The sequence below is a fragment of the Micromonospora sp. DT228 genome (assembly GCF_049841595.1).
Lineage (GTDB): Bacteria > Actinomycetota > Actinomycetes > Mycobacteriales > Micromonosporaceae > Micromonospora.
The window spans coordinates 33,611-51,936 of record NZ_JBNCKO010000017.1 but is presented as its reverse complement, the minus strand read 5'-3'; the positions used below and the strand labels follow the sequence as shown (position 1 = coordinate 51,936).

At 71.2% G+C, this 18,326-nt stretch carries 19 protein-coding genes; 7 read left to right on the top strand and 12 right to left on the bottom strand.

All coding sequences use genetic code 11. From position 1 onward, the window contains the following. From ACLQ29_RS27740 to ACLQ29_RS27725, 4 genes are all read right to left on the bottom strand, one after another. On the bottom strand, positions 1-1,395 hold the full coding sequence (locus ACLQ29_RS27740) for a sensor domain-containing protein (RefSeq protein ID WP_425774374.1): 1,395 nt from the start codon (positions 1,393-1,395) through the stop codon (positions 1-3). A 108-nt stretch (positions 1,396-1,503) separates the two neighbouring features. Continuing rightward, the gene (locus tag ACLQ29_RS27735) at positions 1,504-2,079 is read right to left on the bottom strand and encodes a hypothetical protein (RefSeq protein ID WP_425774373.1); all 576 of its coding nucleotides are present in this window, start codon (positions 2,077-2,079) and stop codon (positions 1,504-1,506) included. A 50-nt stretch (positions 2,080-2,129) separates the two neighbouring features. Then, the gene (locus ACLQ29_RS27730) at positions 2,130-2,972 is read right to left on the bottom strand and encodes an SDR family NAD(P)-dependent oxidoreductase (protein ID WP_425774372.1); all 843 of its coding nucleotides are present in this window, start codon (positions 2,970-2,972) and stop codon (positions 2,130-2,132) included. A gap of 162 nt (positions 2,973-3,134) precedes the next feature. Continuing rightward, a complete protein-coding gene (locus tag ACLQ29_RS27725; RefSeq protein ID WP_425774371.1) occupies positions 3,135-3,908 on the bottom strand; it encodes a lysophospholipid acyltransferase family protein in 774 nt (257 codons plus the stop codon). A gap of 151 nt (positions 3,909-4,059) precedes the next feature. On the opposite strand from ACLQ29_RS27725, the gene ACLQ29_RS27720 reads away from it, so the two are divergent. From ACLQ29_RS27720 to ACLQ29_RS27710, 3 genes are all read left to right on the top strand, one after another. Further along, the gene (locus ACLQ29_RS27720) at positions 4,060-5,472 is read left to right on the top strand and encodes a cytochrome ubiquinol oxidase subunit I (protein WP_425774370.1); all 1,413 of its coding nucleotides are present in this window, start codon (positions 4,060-4,062) and stop codon (positions 5,470-5,472) included. A gap of 14 nt (positions 5,473-5,486) precedes the next feature. Beyond that, complete coding sequence (gene cydB / locus ACLQ29_RS27715; RefSeq protein WP_425774369.1) at positions 5,487-6,485, top strand: cytochrome d ubiquinol oxidase subunit II; 999 nt, start codon at positions 5,487-5,489, stop codon at positions 6,483-6,485. Positions 6,486-6,659: 174 nt separating this feature from the next. Then, complete coding sequence (locus ACLQ29_RS27710; RefSeq protein WP_425774368.1) at positions 6,660-7,853, top strand: GNAT family N-acetyltransferase; 1,194 nt, start codon at positions 6,660-6,662, stop codon at positions 7,851-7,853. A 159-nt stretch (positions 7,854-8,012) separates the two neighbouring features. Here ACLQ29_RS27710 and ACLQ29_RS27705 read toward each other — a convergent pair whose 3' ends face one another. Next, the gene (locus ACLQ29_RS27705; RefSeq protein ID WP_425774367.1) at positions 8,013-8,459 is read right to left on the bottom strand and encodes a MarR family winged helix-turn-helix transcriptional regulator; all 447 of its coding nucleotides are present in this window, start codon (positions 8,457-8,459) and stop codon (positions 8,013-8,015) included. 97 nt (positions 8,460-8,556) lie between these two features. Between ACLQ29_RS27705 and ACLQ29_RS27700 the strand changes: the two genes are divergently transcribed. Beyond that, positions 8,557-9,009, top strand: coding sequence for a MarR family winged helix-turn-helix transcriptional regulator (locus ACLQ29_RS27700; RefSeq protein WP_425774366.1), 453 nt, complete (start codon positions 8,557-8,559; stop codon positions 9,007-9,009). 6 nt (positions 9,010-9,015) lie between these two features. On the opposite strand, the gene ACLQ29_RS27695 is transcribed toward ACLQ29_RS27700, so the two are convergent. Beyond that, positions 9,016-9,696, bottom strand: a complete 681-nt coding sequence (locus ACLQ29_RS27695; protein WP_425774365.1) for a hypothetical protein — start codon at positions 9,694-9,696, stop codon at positions 9,016-9,018. A gap of 84 nt (positions 9,697-9,780) precedes the next feature. Next, positions 9,781-10,242, bottom strand: coding sequence for a peroxiredoxin (locus ACLQ29_RS27690; RefSeq protein ID WP_425774364.1), 462 nt, complete (start codon positions 10,240-10,242; stop codon positions 9,781-9,783). A gap of 182 nt (positions 10,243-10,424) precedes the next feature. Here ACLQ29_RS27690 and ACLQ29_RS27685 point away from each other — a divergent pair, with 182 nt between their 5' ends. Next, positions 10,425-11,153 carry an SDR family NAD(P)-dependent oxidoreductase gene (locus tag ACLQ29_RS27685; RefSeq protein ID WP_425774363.1) on the top strand — a complete coding sequence of 243 codons (729 nt, stop codon included), beginning with the start codon at positions 10,425-10,427 and terminating at the stop codon, positions 11,151-11,153. A 39-nt stretch (positions 11,154-11,192) separates the two neighbouring features. Here ACLQ29_RS27685 and ACLQ29_RS27680 read toward each other — a convergent pair whose 3' ends face one another. The 4 genes from ACLQ29_RS27680 to ACLQ29_RS27665 form a co-directional block, all read right to left on the bottom strand. Continuing rightward, positions 11,193-11,318 carry an MFS transporter small subunit gene (locus ACLQ29_RS27680; protein WP_393374761.1) on the bottom strand — a complete coding sequence of 42 codons (126 nt, stop codon included), beginning with the start codon at positions 11,316-11,318 and terminating at the stop codon, positions 11,193-11,195. Beyond that, the gene (locus ACLQ29_RS27675) at positions 11,315-12,727 is read right to left on the bottom strand and encodes an OFA family MFS transporter (RefSeq protein ID WP_425774362.1); all 1,413 of its coding nucleotides are present in this window, start codon (positions 12,725-12,727) and stop codon (positions 11,315-11,317) included. The genes ACLQ29_RS27680 and ACLQ29_RS27675 overlap by 4 nt, the downstream gene beginning before the upstream one ends. 140 nt (positions 12,728-12,867) lie before the next feature. Continuing rightward, complete coding sequence (gene zwf / locus ACLQ29_RS27670) at positions 12,868-14,247, bottom strand: glucose-6-phosphate dehydrogenase (protein ID WP_425774361.1); 1,380 nt, start codon at positions 14,245-14,247, stop codon at positions 12,868-12,870. 193 nt (positions 14,248-14,440) lie between these two features. After that, positions 14,441-15,133, bottom strand: a complete 693-nt coding sequence (locus ACLQ29_RS27665; RefSeq protein WP_425774360.1) for a hypothetical protein — start codon at positions 15,131-15,133, stop codon at positions 14,441-14,443. Between the two features lie 208 nt (positions 15,134-15,341). Here ACLQ29_RS27665 and ACLQ29_RS27660 point away from each other — a divergent pair, with 208 nt between their 5' ends. Beyond that, positions 15,342-16,376, top strand: coding sequence for a hypothetical protein (locus ACLQ29_RS27660; protein ID WP_425774359.1), 1,035 nt, complete (start codon positions 15,342-15,344; stop codon positions 16,374-16,376). 83 nt (positions 16,377-16,459) lie between these two features. On the opposite strand, the gene ACLQ29_RS27655 is transcribed toward ACLQ29_RS27660, so the two are convergent. Beyond that, on the bottom strand, positions 16,460-17,209 hold the full coding sequence (locus tag ACLQ29_RS27655; protein ID WP_425774358.1) for a hypothetical protein: 750 nt from the start codon (positions 17,207-17,209) through the stop codon (positions 16,460-16,462). Between the two features lie 109 nt (positions 17,210-17,318). Here ACLQ29_RS27655 and ACLQ29_RS27650 point away from each other — a divergent pair, with 109 nt between their 5' ends. After that, the gene (locus tag ACLQ29_RS27650; protein ID WP_425774357.1) at positions 17,319-18,323 is read left to right on the top strand and encodes a tyrosine-type recombinase/integrase; all 1,005 of its coding nucleotides are present in this window, start codon (positions 17,319-17,321) and stop codon (positions 18,321-18,323) included. Positions 18,324-18,326 lie beyond the last annotated feature (3 nt).

The following is an 18,326-nucleotide window of genomic DNA, read 5'->3' as shown; positions in this document are numbered from 1 at the left end:
TCATGCGCGCAGCGGAAGCTCGACGGTGATCGTCGTCGGGCCACCGGGCGGGCTCGCGATGCTCAGCGTGCCGTCGACCACGGCGACCCGTTGCGCCAGCCCGAACAGGCCAGTGCCGCGGGTCGGGTCGGCGCCGCCGGTGCCGTCGTCGGCGACGCTGAGCCGCAGCGCTTCCCGCCCGCCGGCCACCCGGAGGGCGGTCGTGGTCGCGTAGCTGTGCTTGGCGGCGTTGGCCAGCAGTTCGGCGGCGCAGAAGTACGCGATGCTCTCGATCGCGGGGGTGGGCCGGACCGGGATGCCGATCTCCAGCTCGACCGGGATCGCGCTGTCGGCGGCCAGCGAGGCGAGGGCGTCGGCCAGCCCGTTGTCGAGCACCGGCGGGTGGATCCCGCGGGTCAGGCTGCGCAGGTCGCCGAGCGCGTCCTTGGCGCCGCGCAGCGCGGCGTCGACCAGCTCGCGGACGGCGGCGGCGTCCGCGACCTCGTCGCCGTCGCCGAGCTTGCGGCGGGCCATGCCGAGGTTCATGGCCAGCGTGGCCAGCCGGATCTGCGCGCCGTCGTGCAGGTCGCGTTCCAGCCGGCGCAGCAGGGCGGCGGAGTCGTCCACGGCCGACGCCCGGCTCCGCTCCAGCTCGTGGACCCGCTGCGCCAGCCGCCCCGGCCCGAGCAGGCCTCGGATCAGCCAGGCGTCGGCGGACGTGACGGCTCTTGTCACCCACGGCGCGGCCAGCAGCATCGCCGCGCCCGCCGCGGCGGCGGCGAACGTGCCGCCGAGGGTCGCGACGCGGAACGTGCCGTCGCCGAACAACCCGAACGGCGTGAACACCGGCACCGGGTCCAGCCGGACTCCCGGCGGGTGGTTTCGGAACGCCCCCCACAGCAGCGGGTAGCTCAGGTTGACCAGGCCGCCGATCCAGAAGAACACGGCGTACAGCTCGATCAGGCTGGCCGGCAGCTTGGCCAGCACGTACCCGACGGCCCGCCAACCGGCCCTGTCGCGCAGCCCGGACCAGGCCCGACCGGCGCGCACCGGCGGCGGCGCGACCCGGACCCCGAGCAGCCGGGTCGCGAGCGTGCGGTGCAGTGCGCCGAGCCTCCGGGCCGCCGTCGTCGACACCAGCAGCACGAGCAGCAGTCCTACGCTGACAACGGCGATGACCACATCGGTCCAGGCGGGGTTGCTCCGCCCGCCGGTGCTGACCCACCAGCTCAGGTCCACCGCGACAACGAAGAGTGCCACCGGGTTGACCACGACGAAGGGCAGCCCGGCGAGGCAGAACGCCAGCTCACGGGCCGTACGCTTGGTGAACGGAGCCACGACCGCCGCGCGGGCGCCTCGCCACCGCACGCCGACCGTCGGTCCGGATCCCCTGGTGAGGTTCCGGGCCTCGGTCACCTGATCTCCTTGCGTCGTCGGTGGCTACGGAGGATCACGGTAGGCGCGCAGTTGTCCGGGCGGGAGCCGGCTGACAGCCGTCTTCCGCTGGGGGATTTCCCCCAGGCCCTAGCTCCAGTCGGTCTGGTAGCCGTCGTGGCGTAACAGGTCCAGCAGTTCGGCCTCGGTGGGCGGGTGCACCCGGGTGAGCGCGGCGCTCAGGTCGTCGACCCCGACCGGGTCCGGTCCCTGCACCTCGATGGCTCGCACCGTGGCTCCGTCGGCGCGGTACAGCGCGATCGACGGGTCGCTGTTGTCGGTGTCGTGGGTCACGACAAGCGTGCGCCCGTCGCCCAGGTCGGTGCAGGTGCGCAGCCGCGGCACGGCGCAGTCGACGCCCTCGGGCAGCCCGGTCGCGGGTTGCGGCACGCGCAGCCGCCAGAGCACGGGCACCGACCGGCCGTCGGCGGTCCGCAGTGCGTAGGCGATGTTGAGGCCGCCGCGATCGACCCAGCCGACGGTGCCGGGGCGGGTGACGTCGTCGGGGATCAGCAGGTGTTCCCGGGGCCACGGCGATGATCTGGTCAGGTCGGCGAGGTCCCGCTGGTCCTTGTCGTCGTGGTACGCGCTGCGTAGCCCGGCGTAGCCGACCCCGCAGACGACGAGGAGCACCAGTGCGACAAGGATGATCCGACGGCGCGACACGTGATCACTGTTCCAGTCGCCCGACCCGGCGTCGTGCCGACCCCGGGGGCTCAGGCCAGCCAGCCGCCGGTCATCCGCGCCACCGCGGCGCCGTCGAGGTCGGCGAGCTTGACTCCGACGAACTGCCGGGCGCCGTCGGAGGTCTGCACCCGTACCGGCGGTGTCGGGTCGGTCAGCGTGGCGACCACCACCGCCGCGGCGTCGGCGGGGGACTGCGCGGCGGCGAACGCCTGCCCGGTGCGGGCCAGGTACGCGCGCAGCGCCGGGCCGTACACCCCGGCGTCGGCGCTGGCGGTGTCGACGTCGATGCCGATGTTGGCGACGAACTCGCTGGCCACCGCACCCGGCTCGACGAGGGTCACCCGTACGCCGGTGGTCGCGGCGAGCGGGGCGAGGGACTCCATGTACCCCTCGACGGCGAACTTCGCGGCGCAGTACGCCTCGTTGAACGGCTGCCCGACGATCCCGCCGACGCTGGAGGCGGTGACCAGGCGTCCCCGGCTGGCCCGCAGGTGGGGCAGGGCGGCGCGGCTGACGTGCAGGACGCCGAAGAAGTTGACCTCCATGACGGCCCGGACGTCGTCGACGGTGTCCTGTTCCAGGGTGCCCACATGCCCGGCGCCGGCGTTGTTGACGACCGCGTCGAGCCGGCCGTACGCGCCGATCACGTCCCCGACGCAGCCGTCGACCGCGTCCGCGTCGGTGACGTCGAGCCGTCGTACGTCGATCAGGTCGGCGACCCCGGCGGCGCTGGCGGCCTCGCGTAGCCGGTCGGCGCGGGCCACGTCGCGCATGGTGGCGACGGTCCGCCAGCCGGCCCGCGCGCAGCCCAGCGCGATCTCCAACCCGATGCCGGTGGACGTGCCGGTGATCAGCACCGTCTGCTCGCTCATGCGTCGGCCTTTCGTTGCGGGCGCTACGGGCGGACTCGCTCCTGGACCCGCCGCAACAGGTTACGGGCACGGACGGTGATCGACTCGGTTTCCTGAAAAGCGCCGGGTCCGCGGCTGTGGAGACGCCGGTTCCAGGAAGCCGAGTTGATCTCGGAGTCGCTGTCAGGCCGAGCGGCGGCGGTGGGCGCGGCTGGTGTCGGTGGGGCGGCCGGGGTCGACGTGGCGGGGCAGGTCCGGTTCGTCCGGGCGCAGCGGGGCGAGGCTGTCGGTGAGCGCGTCGATGATCCGGCTGGTGGCCCGGCGGGCGGCGCCGGGGCTGTCGGCGGTGCTCTCGCCCAGGTCGACGGGTGCGCCGAAGTGCACCCGGAGCACCGGGCGACGCCACAGCGCACGGGCGATGCCGCGCAGCATGCCTCGGGGCGCCTGGTAGGGCAGCACCTCGTGGGAGCCCCACTGGGCCACCGGCACGACCGGGGCGCCGCAGGCCAGGGCGAGGCGGGCGGCGCCGGTCTTGCCGCGTTCGGGCCACATGCCGGGGTCCAGGCCGATGCGTCCCTCGGGGTAGATGAGGATCACCGACCCGCGGGCGACGGCGGTGGTGGCGTCGTCGAGTGCGCGGTGCACGGCGCTGGTGCCCCGGTCGACGCGGATGTGCCCGGCGTGGCGCATGGCCGCGCCGAGCACCGGGGCGCGGAACAGTCCGGCGGTCGCCATGATCCGGGGTGCGATGCCGCGGGTCTGGCAGGCGGCGGCCAGCACCAGCGGGTCGAACGGGCTGATGTGGTTGGCGGCCAGCACCAGCGGGCCGCGACGCAGGTGGGCCTCGACGTCGCCGGTGACCTCGAGGCGGGCCAGCAGGCCGACGAGGGCGCGGGCCAGCAGTTGGGCCGTGCGCCAGATCAGCGGGGGTTGCCAGGTCGAGTGCGTGGTGTCCATCAGCGCGACATCGTCGCACGCGCCGGTGGGGTCACGAGGGCGGGTCGGGTGATCAGGGTCATGGACGCCGGGCGGGTCCGGGTCAGCCGAGCCTCTACGACGAGCAGTAGTATTTACTACGTCTCGTAGTACGGATGGATGGGGGTTTCAGGTGGACGCGTTGGACGTTGCCCGCTGGCAGTTCGGTGTCACCACCGTCTACCACTTCCTCTTCGTGCCGCTGACCATCGGCCTGTCCGTGCTGGTAGCCATCCTGCAGACGATGTGGCACCGCACCGGCAACGAGCGCTACCTGAAACTCACCAAGTTCTACGGCAAGCTCTTCCTGATCAACTTCGCCATGGGCGTGGTCACCGGCATCGTGCAGGAGTTCCAGTTCGGCATGAACTGGAGCGACTACTCCCGCTTCGTCGGCGACATCTTCGGCGCGCCCCTGGCCATCGAGGCGCTCGTCGCGTTCTTCCTCGAATCCACGTTCATCGGCCTGTGGATCTTCGGCTGGGACCGGCTGCCCAAGCGAGCCCACCTGGCCAGCATCTGGGCCGCCGCGATCGGCACGAACCTGTCCGCGTACTTCATCCTCGCGGCGAACTCGTTCATGCAGAACCCGGTCGGCTACCGGATCAACCCGGACAGCGGGCGCGCCGAGCTGACCGACTTCCCGGCGGTGCTGACCAACAAGGTCGCCCTGATCACCTTCCCGCACACCCTGGCCGGCTCGTTCCTGGTCGCCGGGTCGCTGATCGTCGCGGTCGGCCTGTGGCACGTGATCCGCAACCGCGACTCGGCCGACACCGACGCGTACCGCTTCGCCACGAAGTTCGGCTCCTGGGTGGTCCTGGTCGCCTCCGCCGCCGTGCTGTTCACCGGCGACATCCAAGGCAAGATCATGACGGACGTGCAGCCGATGAAGATGGCCGCCGCCGAGGGCCTCTACACCACCGAGAGCCCCGCCTCGTTCTCCGTGCTCACCATCGGCAGCCTCGACGGCAGCCGCGAGGTGTTCGCCCTCAAGATCCCGTACCTGCTGTCGTTCCTGGGCACCGGCGACCCGCACGGCACCGTACGTGGCATCGACGACCTGCAGGCCCAGTACGCCACCCAGTACGGCGCGGGCAGCTACACCCCGATCATCCCGGTCACCTACTGGAGCTTCCGCTTCATGATCACCTTCGGGTTGGCCGCCGGCGCGATCGCCCTGCTGGTCCTGTGGAGCCAGCGCAAGGGCCGCACCCCCAGCAGCAGGTGGCTGCTGCGCGCCGGGCTGGCCATGCCGGTGCTGCCACTGCTGGCCAACTCCTTCGGCTGGATCTTCACCGAGATGGGTCGCCAGCCGTGGATCGTCTTCGGCGAGATGCTCACCCGCAACGGGGTGTCGCGCAGCGTGTCCCTGGCCGAGGTGCTCACCTCGTTCACCGCCTTCACGCTGATCTACGCCACCCTCGCCGTGATCGAGGTGAAGCTGCTGCTGCGCTACGCCAAGGCCGGCGTACCCGACGTCACCGAACAACCCCCCACCGACGACACCGACGACGCCGAGCGCCCGCTCGCCTTCGCCTACTGATCCCGGAGCCCATCGTGGAACTGACCACCATCTGGTTTCTCCTCGTCGCCGTGCTGTTCACCGGGTACTTCATCCTGGAAGGCTTCGACTTCGGCGTCGGCATGCTGCTGCCCGTCCTGGGCCGCGACGACCGCGAGCGCCGCGTCCTGATCAACACCATCGGCCCGGTCTGGGACGGCAACGAGGTCTGGCTGATCACCGCCGGCGGGGCCATGTTCGCCGCGTTCCCCGAGTGGTACGCCACCCTGTTCTCCGGCTTCTACCTGCCGCTGCTGCTGATCCTGCTGGCCCTGATCGCCCGGGGAGTCGCCTTCGAATACCGGCACAAGCGCCCCGAGGCGTCCTGGAAACGCCGCTGGGACACCGCGATCGTGGTCGGCTCGCTGCTACCGGCGATCCTGTGGGGCGTCGCCTTCGCCAACATCCTGCGCGGTGTGCCGCTGGACGCCGACCACGAGTACGTCGGTGGCCTCGTGGACCTGCTCAACCCGTACGCCCTGCTCGGTGGCGCGACCACCCTCGCCCTGTTCCTCACCCACGGCGCGGTGTTCCTCGCCCTGAAGACCACCGGCGACATTCGCGAGCGCGCAGGAACGCTCGCGGTACGCGTAGGCGTCGCCGCCGCCGTGCTCGCGGTCGCCTTCCTGACCTGGACGCTGAGCATCCGCTCCAGCGCGGCGGCCGTCGTGCTCGCCGTCGGCGCGGCCCTCGCCCTGCTCGGCGCGCTGGCCGCCGCCCGGGTACGCCGGGAGGGCTGGGCGTTCACCGGCACCGCCGTGGCGATCGGCCTGGCCGTGGCGACCCTGTTCGCGGCGCTGTTCCCGAACGTGCTCCCGTCCACCCTGGACGCGGCCGGCACGCTCACGGCCACCAACGCCGCCTCCACCCCGTACACCCTGAAGATCATGACCTGGGTGGCGGTGATCTTCACGCCGGTCGTGCTGGCGTACCAGGGGTGGACCTACTGGGTGTTCCGCAAGCGCATCGGCGTGGCCAACATCCCCCAGCACTGACCGCCGGGGCGAGCGGGATCGCGTCGATCTTGCACTTTCTGTTGCCGAGATGCGTGAAATGCCCCTTACGTCGCCGCAGAAAGTGCAAGATCGCGTGCCGAATCAGCTTGGCCGGTCTCGCACCCGCGGGGAAAATGGCGGTCAGGATTCTTCCGGCGCCGCTAGGGTGTGCCGATGCCCGACGCCGTGCACGTCCGTGAACTCAGCACCGACGACCTCGACGCCGCCTGGGAGTTGGGACGGATCGCGTTCGGCTCCACCGCGGAGCGACACGCCAGCACCACCGTCGTCGTGCCCGGCATGACCCGCCACGGCGCGTTCGACGACAGCGGCCGGCTCGTCGGCAAGGCCGTCGACCTGCATCACGACCAGTGGTGGTCCGGCCGGGCGGTGTCGGCCGCCGACGTCGCCGGGGTGGCCGTCGCCCCCGAGGCCCGGGGCCGAGGCGTGGGCCGTGCCCTGCTCACCGCTCTGCTGCGCGGCGCCCACGAACGAGGGGCGGCGGTCAGCGCCCTCTATCCGACCGTCGCCGCCCCGTACCGGGCCTGCGGCTGGGAGGCCGCCGGTGTGCTGCGTACCGTCGATCTGGCCACCGCCGCGCTGCCGCGGCACCGGCCCTCCCCGGACCTGATCGTGCGGGCCGGCACACCTGCCGACCTGCCCGCCGTCGCCGACCTCTACGAACGGGTCGCCCGGTGCCGCAACGGCATGCTGACCCGCCGGGGTGAGCTGTTCGACTTCCTCGCCGCCGACCGGGGCCTGCCCGGCGACGGTCTCACCCTCGTCGAGGACGACGGCGACCTGGTCGGCTACGCCACCTGGCAGCGGGGCCGGGGCTACGGCGCGGACTCGGTGCTCACCGTCGACGAGGCCCTGGCCGTCACCGCCGAGGCCGCCCGGGAGCTCGTCGGGGTGCTCGGCAGTTGGGCCAGCGTCGCGCCGACGCTGCGGCTGTGCCCGCTCGACGGCGACGCCGTCAGCACCGTCCTGCCGCTGGAGTCGGCCCGCGACCACGAGCGGGACCTGTGGATGCACCGACCTGTCGACGTCGCCCGCGCGGTGAGCGCGCGCGGGTGGCCCGCCCACGTCCGGGGTGTCGTCGACTTCGGCCTCACCGACCCGCTCGCCGCGTGGAACACCGGCACCTGGCGGTTGACCGTCGCCGACGGCGCCGCCGAGCTGACCCGGGTCAGCGGCGAGACCGACCTGCGGCTGGACGTCCGCGGTTTCGCCCTGCTCTACGCCGGAGCCGCACCGGCGCGCGCGGTCGCGCAGGCCGGGCTGCTGCACCACAGCCCGGCCGTCGATCCGGCCGCGCTCGACCTGCTCGCCGCCGCGGGGTCGGCCCAACTGCTCGACTACTTCTGACCGGTAGCCGATCAGCGGTCGTTCTGACCCCGCGGCCGGGGATTGCTTCTCGTGAACTTACCCCTGCGGCTCCGACAGTCGCGGGTGATACCGGGTGTGCGGTCCTGGTCACCAGCCCGTCGCGGGTGCCGGCCGCCCGGCCAACCGCGCCAACGCCGGTCAGGCCGGGATCGCCGCCAGCTCGGCGTTGGCGCGGCGGGTGACGACTGTGAGCACCCGTGCTGCCGTGGCGGCCTCGTCGGCGGGGAGGTCCGCGTACAGCCGGGCGGTGAGGTCCGCGACGGCGGCGGCGACGCCGCGCCGGGTGGCGTGACCGGTGTCGGTGAGCGACACCAGCGACTCGCCGGCCGCGCCGTCGACCTGCGCGAGGCCAGCGTCGACGAGTTGGTCGACCACCTGGCGCACGGCCGACTCGTCGACCTTGAGGGTGCTGGTGACCCGCTGTGTGAGGTGTGCGGCCTCGACCGGGCCCTGGGCGAGGACGTTGAGGGCGAGCACCTGGTGGAACGTCACGCCGAGGGGTTCGGTGGCCCGTTCGAGCAGTGCGCGGGTGGCGTAGTGGGCCAGACCGATGACCTGCCCGTTGAGGGTGGGGATGGTGGACATGACGCCTCCTTCGAAACGTTGGCCGAGCCAACGTTGGCCGCACCAACGTAACACCCGATCGTGGGTCGCGCCAACGATTACTGGTAGGCTGCACCCCATGGACACCGCAGCCCCGCAGTCACCCGCCGGGCTGCGCACCACCCCGACCTGGCTGCTCAACCAGACCGCCAGCCACGCCACCCGCCTGCTCACCGAGGGCTTCGCCGCGCACGACCTACGCGGCTACCACTACCGGCTGCTCACCGCACTCAGCGAGGACGGCCCGGCCAGCCAGGCCGACCTCGGCCGCCGCTGCGGCATCGACCGCAGCGACGTCGTCGCGGCCATCAACGACCTGGCCGGCCGAGGACTCGTCCTACGCGCCCCCGACCCGGCCGATCGCCGCCGCAACGTCATAAGCGTCACCGACGCCGGCGTCACCGAGGCCCGCCGGCTGGGCGAGACCCTCGACCGCGTCCAACGCGACCTGCTCGCCCCACTGTCCAGCACCGAGCGAGAGCAGCTCACGCGACTGCTCACCCGGCTGCTGGCGCACCACAGCCGGCCCTGACCCGCCTCAGCGGGCCTCGCGCAGCTCCGCCAGCCGAGCCTCGATCTCGGCCAGCTCCGCGCGCAGCTTCTCCGCCTGCTGCTCCGCCTCGGCCCGCTCGGTGCCCAGGATCTGCTCCACCGCCTCCTGCACCCCGGGCACGTCGACAAGCGCCACCATCTTCAACGCCTCCGCCGGCTTCACCACGTACGGCTTCGCCAGTGCCTTACTGCCCTGCTGCGCCGCCACGGTCCACTCACCGTCGGCGTACGCCAGGGTCACCGTCAACCCCGCCGGACCCTTCGGCTTGACGGCCTTGACCGCCCGCCGCGCCGGCGGCTTCTCCGTCTGCTCCACCTTCGGCTCCTCCTGCCGCGGCGCGGGCACCCGCGGCGTGTCCAACACGAACTCCGGCGCCGCCACCGCCGGCGGCTCCTCCGGCTCCGGTTTCGGCTCCACCACCCGACGCGTCACGCCCTTGGGCGCCACCGCCAGGTCGGCGGGGGAGAACGGCAACTCGTCGCGACCGAACCGCACCACCACGAACTCGTCGGACACCTCCGGATCGGTCAACTCGATGACCTGACCGACCTGACCGGCGATCTGCCCCGCCGCCGCCGTGAACACCACCCGCGGTTTACGCCCGGCCGCCAACGCCTCCCGGATGCTCTGCACCTCGCTAGTGGACAAACCCTGGCCGGCATCCATCACAACCCTCTTCCGTACACCTGTTTGATTGCTGTCTTGATACCAGCCGGCTGCGACACCCGACGCACGGGGCTCACACCCCGCTCAGCCGCCCAACGCCCGCAGCGCCCGGTCCGCGTGGTCGTTCATGCTGACCTCACTGTGGATCACCTCGACGACCCGCCGGTCCACGCCGATCACGAACGTCATCCGCTTCATGCTCAACGGACCCAACGGCACCCGCCGCTTGACCCCGAACTGCTGCGCCACCGTCCCATCGGCGTCCGACAGCAGCGGATAGTCGAAGCCGTGCAGCTTCGAGAACTCGGCCTGCTTCGCCACCGGGTCACGGCTGATGCCCACCCGCGACGCGCCCAGCGCCGTGAACTCCGCCGCCAGGTCCCGGAAGTGGCAGCTCTCCGCCGTACACCCCCGGGTCATCGCCGCCGGGTAGAAGAACAGCACCACCGGCCCGCTCGCCAGGAACTCCGACAGCCGCCGCGGCGTGCCCGTCTCATCCGGCAACTCGAAATCCCGCACCTCGTCGCCGACACCCACACCCGCCACCGCGCACCTCCGTTGTCCGATCGAACGCGCGGTGAGCGTAAGCGATCACACCCAGAGCACCGCCACCTCGTCCACCACCGCCACGACCCGCACGGCCCGCACGACCCGCACGACGCGTCCGCGCCGGGCACGGTAGCGTCGGCGCGACAGTTACGCAGCCGTGGAGAAGCTCGGGAGGCACCGTGGCACCCGTCACCGTCATCACCGGCGGCGGCCGGGGCATCGGCGCGGCCACCGCCCGCCGCCTCGCCCACGCCGGTCACCACATCGCGCTGTGCTACCGCCGCGACGACAACGCCGCCACCGCCGTCCTGACCGACCTGCGCGCCGCCGGCGCACAGGCCATCGCGGTACGCGCCGACACCACCGACCCCGACCAGGTCCGCGACCTGTTCGACGCGGCCACCCAGCTCGGCCCCCTCACCGGCCTGGTCAACAACGCCGGCGTCACCAGCCCGATCGGACCCTTCACCGAACTACGCGTCGACGACCTGCGCCGAGTCGTCGACGTCAACCTCGTCGGCTACGTCCTCTGCGCCCAGCAGGCCGCCCGCCGGCTCACCGACGGCGGCGCGATCGTCAACGTCTCGTCGGCCGCCGCGACCCTCGGCAGCCCGAGGGAGTACGTGCACTACGCCGCGGTGAAAGCCGCCACCGACACCCTCACCGTCGGCCTGGCCAAGGAACTCGCCCCCAAGGGCATCCGCGTCAACGCCGTCGCACCCGGCATCGTGCGCACCGACATCCACGCCGACTCCGGCGTACCCGACCGCGCCGACACCGCCGCCGGTCGCATCCCGCTGGGCCGCGCCGGCGAACCCGACGAGATCGCCGCCGCCATCGCCTGGCTGCTCAGCCCGGACGCCTCGTACACCACCGGCACGGTCCTGCGGGTCTCCGGTGGGCTCTGACCGGGTGCTCGCCCGGTCAGAGACCACCGGACTCGCGCTCTACTGGGTGAACAGCTTCGCCGCCGTGATGACGGTCTGCACCACCCCGTAGCCGAGCAGCACCGCCACCACCGACCAGGAGATCCACAACCGGGCCCGCTGCCCGGATCGGCTGTCGTCACTCATCGCGTGGCACTCCTCTCCGCCATCGTGTCCTCATCCACGCCGTGCTCCGACGACGGTTCGTGGTAGCGCCGCGGCACCGGCCGCACCAGCAGGTTCGCCACGAAGCCCACGGCCAGCACGCCCACCATCGTGAACAACGCCGGCCGGTACGCCGCCGCCGTCAACGAACCCGGCTCGCCCTGCGCGTCGAGGAACCCGTTGACGATCAGCGGACCCGCGATCCCCGCCGCCGACCAGGCGGTCAGCAGCCGGCCATGGATCGCACCGACCTGGAACGTGCCGAACAGATCCCGCAGGTACGCCGGCACCGTGGCGAACCCGCCCCCGTAGAACGACAGAATCACGCAGGCCAACAGCACGAACAACGCCGTCGCGGTCTGCCCGACAAGGGCCAGCAGCGCGTACAGCACCATGCCGACCCCCAGGTACACCAGGTAGATCGGCTTGCGGCCGATGACGTCCGAGGTGGACGACCACACGAACCGGCCCGCCATGTTGAACAGCGACAGCAGCCCCACGAACCCGCCGGCCGCCGCCACCGACACCGCCGACGTGCCGTTGTCCCGGAAGAAGTCCTGGATCATCGGACTGGCCTGCTCCAGGATGCCGATGCCCGCGGTCACGTTGCAGAACAACACCACCCACAGCAGCCAGAACGAGCGCGTCTTCACCGCGTTCGCCGCCGACACGTTCGCCGTGGTGACAAGCGGTTTCGCCGCCACGCTGGCGGGGTCGAAGCCGGCCGGGCGCCAACCCTGCGCGGGCACCCGCACGTTCGCCACCCCGAACATCATGATCACGAAGTAGCCCAGGCCAAGCGTCACGAACAACCACACCAGGGCGCTGCCCGACGCCGTCGAACCCGCGTTGGCCGGGTCATAGCCGGGGTCGTAGAACGACAACAGCTGCCGGGACAGGGGAGAGGCGACCATCGCCCCACCACCGAACCCCATGATCGCCAACCCGGTCGCCAGACCCGGCCGATCCGGAAACCACTTGATCAACGTGGAGACGGGGGAGATGTAACCGATGCCCAGACCGATACCACCGAGCAGCCCGTAACCCAGATACAGCAACCACAACTGCTTCGTGGCGATACCCAGCGAACCCACCAGGAAGCCCGTCGCCCAGAAACACGCCGAGACGAACATCGCCTTGCGCGGCCCGTTCGCCTCCACCCAGGTCCCGGCGACCGCCGCGGACAACCCCAACATCACGATCGCGATGCTGAAGATGACCCCGATCGCGGTCTGGCTGGTGTCGAAGTGGGCGATCAGCGAGTTCTTGTAGACGCTTGTCGCGTAGACCTGACCGATGCAGAGATGAATGGCCAACGCCGCCGGGGGAATGAGCCACCGGCTGTAGCCCGGCGGCGCGACGGTGTGCCGACGATCGAGTACGGAAAGCATGCGCTGCTTCCTCTCCGACGAGGACGAAGGACGTCCCGCACTACGTGCCCACAGCACACGCAGGCGGCAAACCTCACCATCGCCGGACGGTCGCCACGCTGAGCTGAGCGGTCAGTCAGCGGGCCCGCGGCGGTCAGCAGCTACCGCAGGTCCGGGGTGTGCCAGCCGCCGGCGAGCGCGTCGGCGTCCGCCGGACCCCAGGTGCCCTTCTCGTACGACTGCACGGCGGCCGGCAGATCCAGGATCGGCTCGACGACGCGCCACTCCTGCTCGATCGTCTCCTCGCGCGCGAAACGCAGGTGCTGACCATCCATCGCGTCGTCGAGCAACCGCTCGTACGCCTCCTGCCGGCGGCCGAGAGCCGCGCCGAAGTCGACGGAGAGGTCCACCGGGCGGCTGGTCACCTCGGCGCCCGGGCTCTTCGCCTGGATCGACATCGTGATGCCGTCACCGCGGCCGAGCCGGAACCGCAGCAGGTTCGCGGGCGCCTCGGCCCCACCCTCGGCGGGGATCAAAGACCGCTGCGGCTGCTTGAACTCGACCACGACCTCGGTCGCCGTGCCCGGCAGGGACTTGCCGGTCCGCAGGTAGAAGGGCACGCCCGACCAGCGGGGGGAATCGATCGTCAACCGGGTGGCGACGAACGTCTCGGTGTTCGAGTCCACAGCGACGCCCGGCTCGTCGCGGTAGCCGGCGTACTGCCCCCGGACGGTGGACCGCGGCGACAGTGGCTCGATCTGGCGCAGCACCGCGACCTCCGCGGCATTGAACGCGTCGGTGTCGTCGGCGGCGGGCGCCTCCATCGCGATGAGCGCCACGACCTGCAGGATGTGGTTCTGCAACACGTCCCGGGTGGCGCCCACCGTGTCATAGAAGCCGGCCCGGCCCTGCGTGCCGAAACCCTCGGCGAGGGTCACCTGAATATTGTCGATGTGCTCGTTGTTCCACAGCGGCTCGAACAGCCGGTTGGCGAACCGGAAGGCGTAGAGGCCCTCGACGGCTTCCTTGCCGAGGTAGTGGTCGATGCGGAACACCCGCTGCTGGTCGAAGGCCGCGCGCAGCGTCCGGTCCAGCTCACGGGAGGACTCCAGGTCGCGCCCGAACGGCTTCTCCACGATGACCCGGCCGCGGTCGGCCAGACCGGCCGACGCGAGGCCCTCGACGACGGCGCCGAACACCGCCGGAGGGATCGCCAGGTAGAAGACCGGCCGCTCGGCGCCGCGCAGGCGCTCGGCCAACCGCCGGTAGGTGGCCGGGTCCGCGTAATCCCCGGAGATCATCGAAAGGTTGTCCGCCAGCCGGTCGAAGGTCTCGTCGTCGACCTCGTCGTTGGCTTCGGTGACCGACTTGCGAGCCGTGGTGACGAGCTGCTGATCATCCCAGGGGGAGCGGGCAACACCGATCACCGGGACGTCGAGGCGACCGCGCCGGGTCAGCTCGTACAGAGCCGGGAAAAGCTTCTTCGAGACGAGGTCCCCCGTGACGCCGAACAGCACTACCGCGTCAGAGCGCATGTCCATGGCACTTCCATTCGATGATCTGATCCTGATCTTCCGAACGGACAACGGCGCGGCCCACCGCGAGAATTCCCCGGCGAGGGGCGCACGTGAGGTCGGCGACAGCGACGGCGCTCTACCCTTAGCAAGGTTTACAGCTCGCGTGTGACGCGACTCCACGTCGCGGTCCCGCACGATCAGGCCAGGTCCCGCGTCGTCAGGAAGGCCAGGGAACTTCGTAGTACGTGGTACCCGAGGAGACGCTGACGAGATACTCGGACCTGCGCAGCAGGCCACTCCGCAGCGTGTCGAAGTCAACGGGGTTGGCCTCAACGAAGACGGTCCGCCAGGTGAGTTGCGGGACCGCCTGATTGCTCAAGGTGCTGATGTCTCGCGTCCACCCGACCCCAACCGTCAAATCGTGCCCGGGTACGAGGTAGCTCAGGCCCGGCTCGGGCAGCAGTAGCCCATCATCGGTCCTGCCGTTCGCCGCGAGGTACCTCTCGATCTCCTCGATGGCCGAGGTGGTGGTCGGCATCAGCCCGGCAGCCTTGGCACGCTTGTCAACCTCGCGCAGCACATCCAAAATGTCGCCGTCGGCCCCGAAGTACCTGGTCTCGCTAAGATCGCACCTGATGCGGTAGTCGTCGTGTGGCCACAGGGTGTTGGTGTCGCCGGCATGGCAGATGTCTTCTCTTGACGTCGCGACCGACCTGAGCGGCGCTGCCTGAGTCACGGCGGAGAGCAGGGTGCTGATTCGCTCATGGCTCGAAGCACTTGCCTGCCGGGCCGCGGCCGAATACGCCTCCCGGCTCGCTTCCTCCCGCGTGGGTGCGTCTGACACACACGCCGTCAGCGCGAGCACCAGAGTTGCAGCCGTTGCCAGCCTGGCCAGGCGACGAGAAGTCATGGTTACGAGGATGCTGGCTGGCCGCACACGCCGGATGAGTCGCCGTACTCATCCACCAAGCACTACGACGAGTACGACGGCTCCTACTCGGGCATCGGGCCGTACCTAGCCCGGCCAGCACCTTCGCCCGACCTCGCGCGCTGCCACACCGCACTGGCACCATGATGAACGGCAGCAGGGCACAGCCCGCACCGACGAGGAGGCCGGGATGGAACACGACCCGTCGCCCGGCCCGGACGAACGCTTCGTGCAACAGACCGAACGCGTCCGCCGGGAACTGCTGGACAGCGCGACACCGGTCGTCGCGCTCACCGGCCCCGACCGCCCGGCCACCGAGTGCTTCGCCGGCACCGAAACCTTCGACGGCACAATCACCGTCGTCCGAATCGTGCACGGCGACCCCACCACCGGACCGTGGGCGACCGTCGACACCGCCCGCCGGGCCGACCTCCCGGTCAACGCCGGCCCGTTACGCACGCACCTCGAACACGGCATGCGACTCACCGGAGACCGGTTCTCCGACGTGGAATGGACCGAGAACGACACGACTGTCCTGGTCGACGACCAGCCGGTTCCCGGCCGTACGGTACGAGCCGGCCATCGGTGGTGGGCGACCCGCTGCGAACGCGATGGTGTCGAGATCACCGTGACGGCCCGCGACTGGCACCCGGCCACCGTGCACCTCGGCTCGGTCACCGACCTCACCCCACTGCTGGACGCACTGGGTAGCCGACCTACGGCGGAGACACCGCCCACGGAACCGGTCGCCCTGCCGCCCGGCCTGGCCCGCGAACCGCACCGGGCGCTCATCGACGCCGCCCTGCGCACCCGTCGGGACCACAACGCCTGGATGGCCGACGGGGGAGCACCGCCGCACCTGCCCCCGTACTGGTCGACGCTCTGGCAAGCCGCCGTGCGTCGACAGAGGCAACTCACCGATCAGGACGAAACCGACGCCGACCGTGCGGTGAGCGACATCGTCGCCCACGTCACCAGCATCGCCGATGGCACCACCTGGTTCGATGAGCACGCGACACTGCGTGCCCGCGCCATCAACGAAATCCTGCTGTACGGCACCGGGCCGGGTGAAGGTGTGTCCAGTCATCCGGCTCAACGCGCCTGGCGCGAACGGCAACACCTCATGCCCCGACAGGGCACGCCCATCAACGAGCGCGAGGCCGTCGACTGGCGCTGGCGTGACGCCTGGGCCAGGTGGGCCGACACCGCACTCGAAGAGTTCTGACCGCTTGACCCGCGACCCGAATCCTGATTCGATAATGCACATTATGTAAAGCAAAGCGAGCGGACCAGGTCCCCTCGCAGTCTTCACTCGCGCGTCAGGCCCGGCGGGCAGGCGTCCTCGTCGGGTCCGACGAGGCGCGCGTTGACAAGCGGATTGCGGTGCAGCCCGGCGAGCACGGGCCCGCTGGCGCCGACGTCGGTCCAGGTGTCGTCCCAGAGCGCGGAGACGAGCCAGGAGCGATCCGCCGGAAAGAACAGGTCGGGCAGCGCTCCGTCACCGCGCAGGTGACCGGTCCGCCAGGTCAGGGCCTGCTCGGGGCCGGCTTCGACGAGCACGTAGGACCAGCCCCCGTAGAGGGACACCCGCGCGGCGTGCGGGAAGACGACGTCGTGGGCGCCGGTGTCGAGATAACCCAACCACCAGGGCTGGCCCGGGGTGGCCGCGGCGAGTTCACGGACCACGGCGTGTTCGTGGGCCTGCAGGCTGACGCCGCCGGGCGGATGGAACGTGGCGTACGCGTCGAAGACCGCCGGGATCGCCGCGGTGACCGAGAGGCTCGGTGTGGTGTGGCCGGCGATCCAGCCGACGTCGCTGGCCGTGCCGATCGGCCAGCTCCGCCCGTCGCCGGTGCGGACGGAGTTGACGCCGGTCGCCGGCTCGCGTTCGTCGGAGACGACGGTTGGCACCGCGTGCGGATCCCCGCCGGGCGGGTCGGCGGGCTGCCACCCGTGCCCCACCGGGCAGGCCCGATCCGTGTCGCCGCCGTGCTCCGTGTACGTGCGCGGCATCCGAGGCTGACCGCAGGTGCAGCAGTGCGCGGCTGGCGACGTCATGCCGGCCACGATACGTGCCCCTCGACGCAGGACGGATCGCCTGCGTTCGGGCACTACTCCCCCTCCTCCACTCTTCCCGGGAACACGAAAATGCTGCATAATATCCCTTATGCATGACAAAAAGGACGAATCGCTCGGGGTGCTGATCGAGGAGTTCCTGACCGCTCGGGCCACCCGCAAGCCCTCCCCCCACACCCTGGCGGCGTACCGGCGGGACCTGCACACGGTGGGCGACCTCATCGCCGAGGACGCCACCGCCACTCCCCTCCCCCTGGCCGAGCTGTCGATCACCGACCTCTCCCCCCGGGTGATGCGGTCGGCGTTCGCCCGCTTCGCCGGGCCCCGTGCGCCCGCGTCGGTGCACCGCGCCTGGTCCACCTGGAACAGTTTCTTCACGTTCCTGGTGGCCGAGGGGGTGCTGGCGGGCAACCCGATGCCGGCGGTCGGTCGGCCCCGGGCGCTACTCCCCCAGCCGAAACCGTTGCGGGGCACGGACACTCCCGAGGTGCTGCTCGCGTCGGTTGCCCGCGACGACGGTCGGCAGCGCGACCCGTGGCCGGAGCGCGACGTGGCGGTGCTGGCGGTGGCGTTGTGCGCCGGGCTGCGCCTGTCGGAGTTGCTGGCGCTGCGGGTCGGCTCGCTGGCGGGTCGGCCGGGCGAGCGGCGTGTCGAGGTGTCGGGCAAGGGTGGGCGGCCCCGGGTGGTGCCGATCGAGGCCGATCTGGACCGGGTGGTGGCCGACTATCTGGACAGTCGGCGGCGGCGTTTCGGGGCGCGGTCGGTGCGCCCCGACTCGGCGTTGCTCGTGGATCGCCACGGTGAGCCGCTGCGCCGTGGTGGGCTGCAGTATCTGGTGGAGTCGTGTTATCGGCGGGCTGGTATCGGGGACCGGGTGCCGCGGGGGGCGCGGTTGCACGCGCTGCGGCACACGTTCGCGACCCGGCTGGCGGAGGACGGGGCGAGCGCCGCGGAGATCATGCGGTTGTTGGGGCACGCGTCGTTGGCGTCGTCGCAGACGTACATCGAGGTGACGGCCGGGCAGCAGCGCGAGGCGGTGCGGGCCAACCGCACCAACCGGGTGTTGGCGTCGCTGGTGGCGGTGGACCGGGAGTGAGCG